11 protein-coding genes are annotated in these 14,785 nt (G+C 37.0%); 5 read left to right on the forward strand and 6 right to left on the reverse strand.

Going from position 1 to position 14,785, the window contains the following annotated elements; genetic code table 11:
* Window positions 1–366 precede the first annotated feature (366 nt).
* Window positions 367–1,209 carry a nuclear transport factor 2 family protein gene (locus tag F6K13_RS02840; RefSeq protein ID WP_240038911.1) on the reverse strand — a complete coding sequence of 281 codons (843 nt, stop codon included), beginning with the start codon at window positions 1,207–1,209 and terminating at the stop codon, window positions 367–369.
* 536 nt (window positions 1,210–1,745) lie between these two features.
* On the opposite strand from F6K13_RS02840, the gene murG reads away from it, so the two are divergent.
* The gene (murG, locus tag F6K13_RS02845) at window positions 1,746–2,816 is read left to right on the forward strand and encodes an undecaprenyldiphospho-muramoylpentapeptide beta-N-acetylglucosaminyltransferase (RefSeq protein WP_124144576.1); all 1,071 of its coding nucleotides are present in this window, start codon (window positions 1,746–1,748) and stop codon (window positions 2,814–2,816) included.
* 674 nt (window positions 2,817–3,490) lie between these two features.
* Window positions 3,491–3,748 (forward strand): hypothetical protein, encoded by a 258-nt coding sequence (locus tag F6K13_RS02850; RefSeq protein WP_124144575.1) that lies wholly within the window; start codon window positions 3,491–3,493, stop codon window positions 3,746–3,748.
* On the opposite strand, the gene F6K13_RS02855 is transcribed toward F6K13_RS02850, so the two are convergent.
* Window positions 3,726–3,968, reverse strand: a complete 243-nt coding sequence (locus F6K13_RS02855; RefSeq protein WP_124144574.1) for a hypothetical protein — start codon at window positions 3,966–3,968, stop codon at window positions 3,726–3,728. The genes F6K13_RS02850 and F6K13_RS02855 overlap by 23 nt on opposite strands.
* Window positions 3,969–4,500: 532 nt before the next feature.
* Here F6K13_RS02855 and F6K13_RS02860 point away from each other — a divergent pair.
* Entirely contained in the window at window positions 4,501–6,552 is a 2,052-nt protein-coding gene (locus tag F6K13_RS02860) for a mechanosensitive ion channel domain-containing protein (protein WP_124144573.1), read from the forward strand.
* Between the two features lie 125 nt (window positions 6,553–6,677).
* On the opposite strand, the gene F6K13_RS02865 is transcribed toward F6K13_RS02860, so the two are convergent.
* Window positions 6,678–6,803, reverse strand: coding sequence for a hypothetical protein (locus tag F6K13_RS02865; RefSeq protein ID WP_275670345.1), 126 nt, complete (start codon window positions 6,801–6,803; stop codon window positions 6,678–6,680).
* 798 nt (window positions 6,804–7,601) lie between these two features.
* Window positions 7,602–9,500, reverse strand: coding sequence for a S9 family peptidase (locus tag F6K13_RS02870; protein WP_124144561.1), 1,899 nt, complete (start codon window positions 9,498–9,500; stop codon window positions 7,602–7,604).
* Window positions 9,501–9,855: 355 nt separating this feature from the next.
* On the opposite strand from F6K13_RS02870, the gene F6K13_RS02875 reads away from it, so the two are divergent.
* On the forward strand, window positions 9,856–10,521 hold the full coding sequence (locus F6K13_RS02875; RefSeq protein WP_124144560.1) for a class I SAM-dependent methyltransferase: 666 nt from the start codon (window positions 9,856–9,858) through the stop codon (window positions 10,519–10,521).
* A gap of 112 nt (window positions 10,522–10,633) precedes the next feature.
* On the opposite strand, the gene F6K13_RS02880 is transcribed toward F6K13_RS02875, so the two are convergent.
* Window positions 10,634–10,807, reverse strand: a complete 174-nt coding sequence (locus tag F6K13_RS02880) for an EF-hand domain-containing protein (protein ID WP_161564468.1) — start codon at window positions 10,805–10,807, stop codon at window positions 10,634–10,636.
* Between the two features lie 422 nt (window positions 10,808–11,229).
* On the opposite strand from F6K13_RS02880, the gene F6K13_RS02885 reads away from it, so the two are divergent.
* Entirely contained in the window at window positions 11,230–12,567 is a 1,338-nt protein-coding gene (locus F6K13_RS02885) for an FAD-binding oxidoreductase (RefSeq protein WP_375339372.1), read from the forward strand.
* Between the two features lie 215 nt (window positions 12,568–12,782).
* Here F6K13_RS02885 and F6K13_RS02890 read toward each other — a convergent pair whose 3' ends face one another.
* A complete protein-coding gene (locus F6K13_RS02890) occupies window positions 12,783–14,738 on the reverse strand; it encodes a CHRD domain-containing protein (protein WP_124154422.1) in 1,956 nt (651 codons plus the stop codon).
* Window positions 14,739–14,785 lie beyond the last annotated feature (47 nt).

Consider the following 14,785-nt stretch of genomic DNA (forward strand, 5'->3'; position numbering starts at 1 on the left):
TTCTCCATAAAAGAGGGAAGAGGGAATAGGGAATAGGGGGAAATAATTGATAATTTATGTACGATAATTGATTTTATTTTTGATTTTTGGAGATATCTATTTTGCTGTTTGTTGAAGAAGGTTTTATACGGTAAGCAGTATAGCAGAAGGAAGAAAGAAGAATAAAGAAGGAAAAGTCTTACGTTATCTGAGTTTTAAACTTTTGAACTGTCCTAACCTTTCCTTCGGCTGCTATAAAGCAATATTATATCATGTCCGGATAATTAGTGATCAAAAAACTTTCTCCTTTTCCTCCTTTTTATTCTTTCTTCTTCTTTCTTCCCTCCTGACTCCTGAATCCTGACTCCTGACTCCTTAGATAAATCATCACTTATCCAAAACTCTTAAACGATAGGTACTAATAGTAATACCTCCTTTTCGCATCAAAACTGCTGATAACCATTGATCCTGAGAATTTTCTATGACCTCACCAATTTTAAAAATTCCCCCAGAAGGCAATAGTTCTAATTGAAAATTAGCAGGTTCAAGATCGTAAGAATTTTCATTAATTGGTTCTTCCCAAGCAGCTCCTAACATAATTTGTTCGCCCAAAGGTTCTGCAACAATCACATCAAAGTTATACTTTTTACCTACTTCTACTTCTAGTGGTAAATTAACATTAATAGTAGGTGGATTTTTGCCGGATGTCAGTTGATTACGCTCGGCTAAAATTTCTTGTTCAACAATTTTTTTATCTTCATAACGTTGTTGAGAAGTAATAGTAGACTTTAATCTTATATTTCTATTGTTCATTTGCTGAACACCAGTAATATAAGTAACAGTTTCAGCCACAATTGCATCGCCATCTATTTCCCAGGATTTTACTTCAGTACGATATTTAACTGATTGATAAAGTTGCCAGAATTTAGATAAAGCTTCTGACAAACTTTCCCGATTTAAACCATCAGAGTTAGTAAAATCATTACTATAGAAATCCATTACATCTTCTAAGTCTTGACGACTGGCAGCTCGGTCTATTTTTTTCAAAATTTCGGTCAGTTCATCAGGGGTTTTATCTCTATCTTGAGCTAAAGTAAAATTAGGAGATAAAACTATTCCAGAAGAAACAGTTAAACCTAGTAATAAAGAACTAAATAATGTTGTTGATAATTTATGAAATTTAATCAAAAATTTGCTTTGGGTACGAAATATGATTTGAGAAATAATCATTTTTAACTTATAAAAGTTGTTAGTTAAAGATTTGTTGGTTGTCAGAATCGAATTATATGGCCTTAACAAAGTCAGAAGTCAGAAGTTATTTTTGTATAGCAATGTGCGCTGGCATATTTACACATTATTTTTTGTACACCTTTTCGCTTACTGCACTTTGAGCTGGACATTGTAAATACTTGAGCGCTCATTGCTATAACGGGGATTTGAGCTTCGCTCCAAAAATATTTCGCCTTAAAAGGCGGGGTTTTAGACCCAATTATTTTGATAGGTTTGATTTTTGCCTAATGTTACTGCGTTAAAGACTAATTATGAAATATTAGACCTTCTGCAAAACTGAAAATTATAGTAAGAAACAAGTTGATTAGAACTTATGTTGATGATAAACCTGAGACAGAGAAAAGCTTTTACCACTGTTCCCTGATCCCTGCTATAGATAAATTAAAATACACAAATTATCAATTTCTCTTAAACTTTGGCCTTTTGATTTGAAATTTTTGACTTATTTCATTGTTATACCAGGGAGTAAAGAAACCTTGACCAATACACCAATTAAATTGTTAATCGCGGCCAGTGGTACTGGCGGACATTTATTTCCAGCGATCGCCACTGCTAAGGAATTAAAGGATTATCAGATCGAATGGTTAGGAGTACCTAATCGTTTAGAAACTAAGTTAGTCCCATCCCAGTATCCTCTCCATACTATATCAGTTGAAGGTTTTCAGCAGAAATTGGGCCTGGGGACTTTAAAAATTTTGAGTGGACTTATTGGCTCTATTCTAAAGGTAAGACATATACTTAAGCAGGGAAACTTTCAAGGATTGTTTACCACTGGCGGTTATATTGCTGCTCCGGCCATTATTGCTGCTCGTTCCTTGGGTTTACCAGTTATTCTCCATGAGTCTAATGTTTTGCCTGGGAAGGTGACGCGCTGGTTTAGTAGTTTATGTAATGTAGTGGCATTGGGTTTTGAGGAAGGAGCAAAATATCTCCCTAATGGTAAGACGGTTTATGTAGGTACTCCTGTCAGAGAGCAATTTTTGTCTCCTCAAGTGTTAGATATACCTATTCCAGAAAATGTCCCTGTGATTGCAGTTGTTGGGGGTTCTCAAGGAGCAGTTTCGGTTAACCAATTAGTGAGAGAATGTGTTCCTGCATGGGTTGATGCTGGTGCTTGGATTATTCACCAAACTGGGGAAAATGACCGAGATGCTTTTAGTGTAGAACATCCCCAATATTTTCCTATGACATTTTATAATAATATGGCTGGTTTATTTCAGCGGGCAAATTTAGTGATTGGTAGAGCAGGGGCGGGTACTTTAACAGAGTTAGCAGTTACTCATACACCTTCTATTTTAATTCCTTATCCTTATGCTGCTGATAATCATCAAGTTTATAATGCTAATGTATTTGCAAATCAGGAAGCGGCAATAGTTTTTCCTCAATCAGAATTAACTTCTGAAAAACTTGAAACAGTAGTTTTGGAGTTATTAAATTCACCAGAAAAACTGGAAAAAATGAATCAGGGTTCGGAAAAATTAGCAGTAAATGATAGTGCTAAGAGATTAGCAAATTTAGTCGATAAATTATTGAATGATTACTCATAATTTAGTTTGAGTAAAACATCATCAAATAGATCGAAAATTTTTGCTTCGTGAATGGGCTTAAAATATTCTTTCCACTGCTGTTTTTTTCCCGTTCTGATATGCTTATTGTTTGAAACCCGTCCAGAAAAAAACTTTTTCTTTAGGCTATTCTGAATAGACTAGGAATAATTCTTTCCTTGAACCATAGAAACTGAAAAAAATCTCTGAATAAAGTTAGGTTAGTATCTGGAATTAAATCCTCATATTTTCTCTCTATAAAGTCAGGATTATCATAATTCTAACACTTGATATCTTCAATTACATTCCTAGTTGCATTCTCCATTTCAAATATCAATTGATCATCACAGGATGAATAATAATTTAGTTTTTCCTGGTAATATCATGTCCGGCTAATTAGTGATAAAAAACTTTCTCCTTCAACTCCAGTTCTTCTTCTTCCTTCTTCTTTCTTCCCTCCTGACTCCTGACTCCTGACTCCTGAGGACTCCGTCGTTATTTATTTATAACTGTTCAACCGGACATGATATAAGTCAATCCACAAAAATATTTTCTGTTAATATGTAACAATTTTTCTGATGATTTTGTATGATAGAAACAAGTAGAAACAATTACATCTCTTGGGTCTCTGATAATATGTAATCCTTTGTAATTAGAAAGTATGTCAAAATCAAACTTTGAATGATCGTCAAGAAAAATATCAAAGTTCGGCGTTGCTGAATAGCGTGTATGATATTAATCGCGCATTACTTAGGAGTCAACCCACCCCTAACTCCTCCCAGGAGGTCAGAATTCACGAGTCAGGAGGGAAGAAAGAAGAACAAACCCCGAGTAGAAGGAGAAAGTTTTTTGGTCGCGTAAGCGGAATAGAGTTCTATTGCGCTCTGATCCGGACAAATGTCATACCTATTTTCACCAATGCCCAAAGTTCTTAGATGAACCCCTAAGAGCTGCCTTATTTTTCTCCCGGCAAAATTTTAAGTCATAATCAGAACCAATAGCACTGAATATAGTTAACATCCAAACAGTACCTGTTTTGTGGTGAGTTCCAATCAAAGCTTTATTATCTAAAATTTCTCCAAACGATAAACCCTTACGAATAACTCCTAGGGATTTACGAATAGTAGCTCTAGTTTGCTTGAGTAATAATTTCATTTTTCCTCATTACTTTAAAGTTCATGATATTATCTTTTCTGTGGCGGGTTTAATACTCCACCGTCAACGGTGATGCTTAAAATTGTTTGGGGTTATAAGACAGGGAGTGGTGTGTCGAAGACTATCCATAAGCAATTTTCCCTTATGCCTTCTGCGTTTTTCAAACAATAATTATACCATTCAGAGAACTTAGCCAAAAGCTTATATGATAGTAAGTTACAACTATAATCTCTTGCAAAAGTTGTTTTGATATCAATAATTAGTAAGGGAGATAAGGAGAGTATTAAATAACATAATTTTTAGTATTTCATATTAAAATTAAAAAATTAGTAAGTCCTAATAAAAAAACTTACAGCGGTTTTCATTTCAGTAGACCACAGTAGGGGCGTTAGCGGCAAAAGCGCTGTAAATCTGCTAGAACAAAATTTAGCAGTAATAGAAAGTACCAATAAGTTAACAAATTTAGTGCGTCAATTTTTCCACAGCAAATCAGTCGATAATTAAATGTTCATTGAGGTTTTAAAAGGTTGCTATGTGGTATGAATATTTATGGCTAAAGTTGAGAAAAGTAGCAAGATGTGAACGAACAAATTGCTCTCTAGCAACAAAGAATAGTTTGATTTTTCCACTAAGGAGAAAAATAGCTCAAAGACAAATTATTCAAATATTAATAATTGCTTTTTTGCTACCTTTATTATTTTTCATAGTACCAGCTTGGGGGCAATCTACTGCTACTAATAATAATTTCAAAACAGCTCCAGTAGTACTTAATGGTAAAATATTATTTAAAGTATCAGGTAATGATGATAAAAATTTGACAGCTACTAAACGAGCTGAAATCATCAGTTCAACATTAGAAAATATCTTAAGCTCAGGTGAATCTATAGAGGTAGATATAGACCAGAAAAATGAAGAAACAATTCTGGGTGTTAATAGTAAATATCTACTCACAGTAACTGCGACAGATGTCAAAGGAAGAATGAAGATAGAAGAGCAAGCAGTAATCTGGAAATATAGAATTGAAGAAGCTTTGGAATTAGCTCAAACAGAACGTCAGCCACGTTATATTTTCCAAGTATTAATCATCAGTATTATTCTAATTTTAACTGCTTTTACTCTACAGTTATCTTATGGTTTTTTTGAATTCAAAATTAGCAATTTATTTGAGGAAAGATATCCTAAACTTGTCAATTATTTCCCTACACTTTTGCCATTAACTGGAATTGCTGTTAGAGTCATAGTCTGGATAGTAGTTGTCCTCTATATAACCGATTTAATACCATTTCTTAGCAACTATCGCGACAAAGTATTAAATATTTTAAAAGAGAGCTTTACTTCTACTATTTTTAATCTAGGTAACAAAGGTTTTTCCATTTTAGACATAATGTTTTTAGTCGGATTAACCATTGCAATGTGGAAAGGAGTAGGATATTTTATTAGCATCTTCAGAAGTAAAATTATTGGCTTAACAGGAGCAGAGCAGAGCATTCAAGATACAATTAGTTTCTTAGTTCAATATGGCTTAATTTTCTTAGGTATACTAATTATTCTGCAACTTTGGGGGGTAGATGTTAGTTCTTTAGCAATTATTGCTAGTGTCCTTGGTGTAGGTATCGGTTTTGGTCTACAGAATATTGCTAACAATTTTATGAGTGGCATTATTCTAATTTTTGAGCGGCCTATTCAAGTGGGTGATTTTATTCAAGTTGGAAATTTAGAAGGTATTGTTAAACGGATTGGTTTACGCAGCACTTACATTACTACTTTAGACAAGATTTCTTTAATTGTTCCTAACTCTCGTTTTCTAGAAAATGAAGTTTTAAATTGGAGTCATAATAATCCGATTTCTCGGGTAAAAGTTCCCATAGGAGTTGCCTATGGTTCTGAAATTAGGTTAGTTAGAAAAGCTATTTTAGAAGTAGCTAAAAGTCATCCCGAAGTATTATTAAATCCATCACCGCAACTATGGTTTCAAGAATTTGGTGATAGTTCTCTAAACTTTGATTTGCTTGTTTGGATTAGAGAACCTCAGAAAAAACATAAGCTCAAAAGTGAACTAAATTATCGTATTGAAGTAAGTCTAAGAAAATATGGAATTGAAATTCCTTTTCCTCAGCGAGATTTGCATTTAAAATCTCCAGAAATAGAGCAAATGATTCAGACTTGGATTCAGAAAAATACTACCCAATCTGTAGAACTTTATTATCCTGATAGTTTTGTACATAAACTGGAAAGAAAAATTTCTGATTTAGAGCTAGATGAAGAGGATAATTTAACTGTATCAACCATCAATAATATCGACAGTGAAATTCTTAATAATATAGATATAGATACCTTGATTCAGGAAATGCGTGGTTCTCATGGAGTAGCAATAAAAGACCGCCGACATCGGTGGGGTATTTACCCAAAATGTTTTGTTGGTTCTGAGGCAGTAAAATGGTTAATGAGGACTCAAAATTTGAATTTACAAGAAGCAATTTCGATTGGTCAATTATTAATTGATCGTGGGTTAATTCATCATGTCTTAGATAGACATGGTTTTAAAAATGAATATCTTTTTTATAGTTTTTATGAAGAAGAATAGTTAATCAGGAGTCAGGAGTCAACCCACCCCTAACCCCTCCCCCTCCGGTGGAGGGGAAGTTACCGAGTCAGGAGGGAAGAAGAGGAGAAGAAAGAAGGAAGAAGGAAGAAGGAAGAAGGCTTTAGTTATCTAGCACAGAAGGAAAAATCTGGTGTTGCCTGAGTTTTAAACTGTTGGGTAGTGGTGCATCTTGCTCCCGTTTCAGGTATTCCTTTTGCTCCCGTACCTGGTATTTTTTTGCTGTATACCATTACGCTCCGCAGGACTACCAAAGAAAGAGGATGTATTTATACCAATTTGATAAATGTTTGCTACAAATAGTTAGGCTATTTCTTAGGAGTCAGGAGTCAGGAGTCAGGAGTCGTATGGGAATTGCTTCAATACCAGTTTTTAGGTCGTAAATTCTCTTTTTCGTCAAAGAGAAATTTCCTGCAAAATCTTTTTATCGCACTTATTATTCGTAACATTCTTTTTTCAAATTGGTATTACAGCAGTTTCCGAAGTTATAGCACTGTGCGCAGGCAACAGGCAACAGCGGTGCGACCCCGCGACGACGCCAGTCGCAAGGGAATGCGCACCAAGAGAGGCAACAGACAACAGCTCCGGAAGGGGGAATAAAAAACCGATAATATAAGGCTTTTAGCTATTGGACACCTCTTGTAATTTGTAAATAGGGTTTGCTTATGGAAAGTCTGTTGGTGGGGGTAGGAGACAGGAGACAGGAGACAGGAGACAGGAGAAATGGGGATGAGCGAGGAGGTAGTAGTAAAAATTGTCCCTTTATTTTTCTGCCATAATCATCCCAAAATACTAGCATGCATGAGCTCCCTAGACCGAAAAGCTTGCACTTTTTCAAGACAAAAAAAGGCAGCAAACCAATATCAGTCAATGCTTTGATATTTAATCAGCAAGCCCTAAATATGCCAGCGCACATTGCTATATGAGGTGCACCCATCGCGGGCAAGATGCCCGCACTACAAACGTTAAATTGTTAATCTCTGTACCTCTTATCCAAGGAATTTGCTCCCCTACTCCCCTACTCCCCCGCTCTAACGAACTACACCAGAGTGACCTTCTATATTCCCTACTGGTTCAAATATTCCACCCAGATATTTTGCTAAAAATTCCTCGGCGATCGCGTAAAAATGTAAACGGTTTTCTGGACGAGCAAAACCATGTCCTTCATCTGTATATAGCACATATTCGATCGGTTTACCCGCGTCTTCCATTGCCTTAACAATTTGCGTACTTTCTGACTCTTTCACCCGTGGGTCATTTGCTCCTTGACCTATTAATAAAGGTTTCTCAATTTTATCGACAAAAAACAGAGGCGATCGCGACTTCAAAAATTCTGCTTCAGTTTCCAAATTTCCCACACGATGGAAAAAGACTTTCTTCAAAGGTTCCCAATAAGGAGGGATAGTTTGCATTAAAGTGATCAAATTACTCGGTCCGACAATATCCACACCAGCAGCAAACACTTCCGGGGTAAAAGTCAACCCTGCTAATGTTGCATAACCACCATAAGAACCACCCATGATAGCAACTTTATCCTTGTCAGCAATACCCTTTTCTACTAACCAGTTAACTCCATCAATTAGATCGTCGTGCATTTTCGCTCCCCATTCCCGGTTACCAGCATTGAGAAAATCTTTACCGTAACCAGTCGAACCCCGGAAATTAATTTGCAAAACCACATAACCTCGGTTAGCTAACCACTGAGTTTGTGATCTATAACCCCAGGTATCCCGCGCCCATGGTCCCCCATGAACTAAAAGCACTGCTGGTGCTGGAGTTGGAACACCTACAGGTTTAGTCAGATAACCATGAATAGTTAGACCATCCCTAGCAGCGTAGGAAATGGGTTCCATTGGTGCCAACTGTAAACCTTCGAGTTGGGGTTGGTTGCTAAAGAGAAAAGTTATAGTTTTAGCAGTGCGGTCGTAAGTATGATAATAAACAGGTCCGTCATCAGTAAAATAAGCTACCAACCAGTTATTGTCTTCGAGGGTACGACTAACGATGCGAAACTCGCCTTTGTGCGCTTGCTTGAGAAATTCAAAATCTGCAGCAATGCTATCATCTAGAATCTGCCATTCTAATTTATCTTTGTAGAAACCCACTGCTTCAATGGCACGAGTAATAGGATGAGTTAAACTGCCACTAATGTCATATTGGGAGTCTTCAGCAATTACTTTTTCTTCGCGAGTGGCAAGATCGAGAGCAAGTAAACGTATAGCATTAGCATCATGGTTAGCTGATATATAGAGAGTTTTGCCATCATTGGAGAAGAAACTCGGGCCTCCATCTTCATCTGGCCCCCAGTGACGGATAGTTTCCCAAGATTTTTCTGTGGTTTCGCGATACAGTAAATCCGAACCTCCATCCTCTGTGATGGTTGCTGCAGCCAGGATTTGGAATTTTGCATCAGCAGTCCAACCAACAATATTACCTGGGTTATGGGTGTCAAATTCTACTGCACCATTATTGAGGTTGATGCGGTAAACATCGAAAGTTTGGGGATTTTTCAGGTTCAGACCCACTAATATTTGGTCAGGGAAATTATGGTCTAAATCTATTACTTCTGCTTTGACTCCCTGGAATGGGGTGAGGTCGCGCACCATGTTTGATTGAATATTAACTTGATAGAGATGATAATTTTCATCCCCATCAGCATCTTGAAGATATATGAGTTGGTCTTCGTTGTAAGTCCAGAAATACATCCGAATGCCCCGTTTTTTGTCGGCAGTAAGTTGGCGGTCGTCTTCTTGACCTATTGTTCGTACCCATATTTGCAAGACATTTTTTTCATCTGGAGCAATATATGCCAGATATTTGCCATCGGGGGAAAGTTTGGGACTGGTACGTTCGGGGTTGCCAAACAAAATTTCACGGGGAATAAGGGGAGGGAGTTTAGTTGTCATTTTTTCTGCGGTTGTTGTTGTCATATTTTGGTTGAATATTTGATTTGCTGAAGTTGCATAGCAGGCAACAGGGAACAGATTGAAAAACATTTCTCTGTCTAAAGATTGGCGTTGCTGATTCTGGGTATGATTTTGCCCCCCCAATTTTGGGGGGAATAAAACTCTAAAAGTCCCCCAATTTTGGGGGATTTAGGGGGCGTGGACCTGAACCAAACAATCGCGCATTCATACTTCAATTCAGCAACACCTAAAGATCATTATCAGTCTTTGTCCTAACTGTTCTAGCTATTGCTATACATTTTTTATTGTACCGCTTACTTTACAATTCGTAACATTTGGATAAAATATATTATGTAGTGTAAACCCACCTTGACTATTTATGTTACTACAAGCTAATCAACGCACAAAGTTAGACGACTCTGACGATCGCCTGTTTTATTCTTACCCTAGATTTGTTACTCATGTGGATGAAGGGTTTATTGATCGGTTGACAAATTTATATCGCGATCGCCTTAAACCTCATACTCGAATTTTAGATATGATGAGTAGTTGGGTTTCTCACTTACCACAAGATATTGAATTTGCTCATGTTGAAGGTCATGGTATGAATGAGGAGGAGTTGGCTAAAAATCGTCAATTAAATCATTACTTTGTTCAAGATTTAAACAAGGATTTGAAATTACCTTTTCCTGACAAAGATTTTGATGCTGTTGTTAATTGTGTTTCTATTCAATATTTGCAATATCCTGATGCTATATTTTATGAAATTTATCGAATTTTGAAACCTGGCGGAATAGCAATTATTAGTTTTTCTAATCGGATGTTTTATCAGAAAGCTATTAGTGCTTGGCGAGATGGTTCGGAAAATGGAAGAGTAGAGTTAGTCAAGCGTTATTTTGACAGTGTAAAAAGTGCTAATGAAATTCCAGGTTTTAGTCAAGTAGAGGTAATTTATCAGAAGTCAAATGTACCTAGTTTTTTACAGATGTTCGGTTTAGGAGGAGGCGACCCTTTTTATGCTGTAATTGCTTATCGTCAGGTTTAGTATTAAGCGATCGGTTTTAGGGGGTAGTTAGTAAGTTAAATAAGTATTTTTTATAGGTAAAAATAAAGTTTTTTTTACTTACATTTTCTTTAACTATCTAACTCCTACCAGATCATCTTCTCTGATAATCTCTAATAATTTGTGGTGTTCCCTGAGTTAAATTACCCGCTCTAGCAAGATTCTGGAATATTTCCTCAAAATCGTCTTTTTCTACTACACCATTTTGATCGGCATCATAGACTTGAAACAGACCTGTCCATTTTTTTGTTTGTAATTCTGTCAGCATATTTTTGTTTTCCTTTATTCAAATAATTGAACCTAGATTTGTCCTTATTCCCATCAGGATTTATCAGACTATGGGGTTAAACAATTTGATACTATATCAGACTATAGTCGGGAAAGGGGGGTTGCACATTTATAGTTTATATAGCAGGGAACAGGGAACAGTAGGAAAAGCACTTCTTTGTTTAAGGTTGATCATCAGTCTATGTCAAACACCAACTCGTTCTTTGCTTTTTTTAAAAAAGAATAAATTGAAGTTCGCAATAAATATAAATCTAAAAGTATGATAAAAATAAGTAGTTCAGCATATACAGCAAATTTCAGGAAGCGTGAGGTACAGTTTTAGGTTAGTCTAGAATTTTTATTCATTCCCTATTCCCTGTTCTCTGTTCCCTGTTCCTTGTTCCTTAATACCATTCATAATTAATCATAGTGATTTCCCAAGAAAATACATTTAACATACAAGAATTAGAAACTATTGTCCGCAAAGACAATATTAGTTTGTGGCAAGATATAGACCAAACAAAAAAACAACAAATATCACAGGCGATCGCTCCCGACACTACCATCAACTGCATCGTCTATCCAGAAACTCAAGCACAACTTTCTACCATAGTTACTTGCTGTGCTAAAAATAATTGGGCAATATTACCTTGTGGTAACGGTAGCAAAGTTCATTGGGGAGGGTTAATGAAAGTAGACCGAACTACTCACAAACAAGGAATAATAGTTGTCAGTAGCGATCGCCTCAACCATCTCATCGAACACGCTGTGGGTGACTTAACTGTTACTGTGGAAGCAGGGATGAAATATGCAGAATTACAGGAAACCTTAGCAAAAGCAGGTCAATTTCTCGCTATCGACCCTGCTTATTCAGAAACTGCTACTATTGGCGGTATCATTGCCACTGCTGATACAGGTTCCCTACGTCAACGCTACCGGGGTGTACGAGATATGCTACTGGGTATAAGTTTTGTGCGATCGGATGGAAAAATTGCTAAAGCGGGAGGACGGGTAGTTAAAAATGTGGCAGGTTACGACCTAATGAAATTATTTACAGGTTCTTATGGCACATTAGGTATCATTAGTCAAGTTACTCTGAGAGTTTATCCTCAACAACAAGCATCCGGTACCGTTGTTTTAGTAGGAGAAAAAAATAACATTGCCAAAGCAACTCAAACTTTATTATCTTCAGCATTAACACCCGTTGCTATTGACTTACTTTCAACTAAATTAGTAGAACAATTAGACTTAGGTAAAGGTGTGGGATTAATGGTTAGATTTCAAAGCATAATAGAGAGTGTTGAAGAGCAATCTAATCAATTATTAAAAGTGGGAGATAGTTTAGGTTTAAATTCCACCCGTTACCATGATTATGAAGCAGAATTATGGCAAAAATTAAAACAACAAATCTGGCATTCTCAGCAAAATGAAATAATTTGTAAAATAGGAGTTATGCCTAGGGAAGCTGTAGAAACTTTAGAGCGATCGGCCATAGAAACTGGTTTCGGATTAATTCATGCAGGGAGTGGTTTGGGAGAATTAAAGTTTAATTCTGTTACTCCTGAAACTATTCTAGAATTAAGGCGTTGGTGTGAATCTAAAGGTGGATTTATCACAGTTTTAGCAGCACCATTAGAGATAAAAGAAAAACTAGATGTTTGGGGTTATAATCAGAATGGTCTTGAGATAATGCGCCGAATTAAACAACAATTCGATCCACAAAATATTTTTAATCCCTATTCTTTTGTTGGTGGAATTTAACAGGGAATATAATATGATATCATGTCCGGTTGAACAGTTATAAATAAACGACGGAGGAGTCAGAAGTCAGGAAGGAAGAAAGAAAAAGAAAGAGGAGAAAGTTTTTTTGATCGCTAATTATCCGGACATGATATGAATTAGTTTTCAGATCAAACAGGCAGGAATGGTGTAAGGTGCGTTGCAACTGAGCGTACAGGTAGAGTGGCAATTCCTATCTATCTAACTTGAAAATCATTAGCTACTAAATCTGGACTGCCATCTAATGTGGCAAATTGAGCGCCAGTACCGAAACCATCTTCAGTACCGTTGGCATTATAATACAACGCTCCACTAGCAGAGTTGTAAACAATTTTAGCCTCAGCAGTTGCAGCATCAACTTCACTAGAGAAAATTGCAAAATCATCTGTAGATAAACCAATACCAGGAGAACTATCTAGAGCAGTAAAGGTTCTCAAGTCAAGCAAAATTCTATCTTGCCCACTATTAAAATCATTAATCTGGTCTATACCTATATCTTGAGAATCAAATTCTTCGTTGGTGTTAAAAATAAATCGGTCTATACTTGCCCCACCTATCAATTCATCGTCTCCAGCACCACCATTCAGGCGATCGCGACCTTGACCACCATTGAGAATATCATTACCGTCTCCACCAAGCAATATATCGAACCCAGGGCGACCTTCTAAAACATCATTACCATCCTGGCCTAATAGAGTATCGTTTCCTCTAGCACCAATCAGGTTGTCATTACCATCACCACCAATGACGCGATCGTCACCTGCGAGTCCATTTAATCGATCGTCTCCAGCAAAACCTCTTACTATATCGTTAGCAAAACCTGCATCAATATTGTTATCCCGGTTGTCTCCATTGAACACTACATCATCAAGAGGAATTACAGTATCCAAATCTTCTAAAATCACCTGTCCGCGCAACTCACCACTCGGATTATTTACTGTGTGCAGGTTAATATAAACTCCTCCTGACTCTACTGCTGCAACTTCAGTTTCATCCAGAGTAAAACTACCAGAGAAGAAACCTGCACCAACACCATCAGTTTCAACCACAGTCAAGTTGCGTAAAATATCGCCATTCTCACCAAGTCCACCCAAATGAAGGTGAACTGAACTTTGAGGGTTCCCCTCTGAGTCCTCGGAGGGTCCGACATTCAACAAATCACTTGATACAACAGAAAAATCACCGGATATATTGAGAGTATTGCCAGAGAGAACTGCATAAAAAGTTCCTGAACCGTCACTAGGTCCTACTGGATCGACTTCTTGAACGGTTGATATCGGTAAAAATGTTGCTAGATCATTTCCTGTTGGGTCTATTTCGTTGAGCAGAACTTGGGTGCGTAATTCTCCACTCTGATTATTTTCTGTATGGAGGTTGACGTACAAATTTCCAGACTCAGCAGCTACTATTTCATCGGGACTTAAAGTAAAATCACCAAAAAATCCACCCGATCCATCACCATTATCAATTACATCGAAGTTACGAATAATTCCACCATTAGAATTAGCTAATCCCTGATGCAGATGAATGGCGCTCTGAGGATTTCCTGCTGAGTCTTCATCTCCAACCGGGAATAAATCGCTTGATAAGTCTGAAAAAGTTCCTTGTATTAATAGGTTATTACCAGTCAGAATGGCATTTACTATTCCTTCTGCGGGGGTATCTGCTACTGGTGGTACTTCAAAAGCTTCTGACATGGGCAACCCTAGACCAACTATTGCTTCTAGATCGTCTAAAAGAACCTGTCCTCTTAGCTCTCCACTTTGATTATTCTCTGTGTGCAGATTTATATACAACTCGTCTGCTTCTGCTGCCTGTGTTTCTGTGTTTGTGAGAGTAAAAGCACCATGAAATATACCTGTAGTATCATCAAATTCTGATACAGTCAAGTTGCGAAGAATATCCCCATTTTGACCTGCTTCAGCCTGATGAACATGAATTGCGCTTTGAGGGTTTTCCTCTGAGTCTGCTGCTCCTACAGGAAATAAAGGGCTTGATAGTCCACCATAGAGTCCCTCTATTAGTAATGTATTTCCTGGTAAAAAAGCATTGAAACTTCCTAAAGCTGGACTATCTGCTATTGGGGGAACTTCTTGTAGTTCTGACATTGGCAAAGAAAGTCCCAAGAAGTTTTCAAATAAATAAGTAGTCATTATTAATCTCTGTAATTTTTCAGTATGGTTAATACTAAACTATAATA

Source organism: Okeania sp. SIO2B9 (assembly GCF_010672505.1).
GTDB lineage: Bacteria > Cyanobacteriota > Cyanobacteriia > Cyanobacteriales > Microcoleaceae > Okeania > Okeania hirsuta.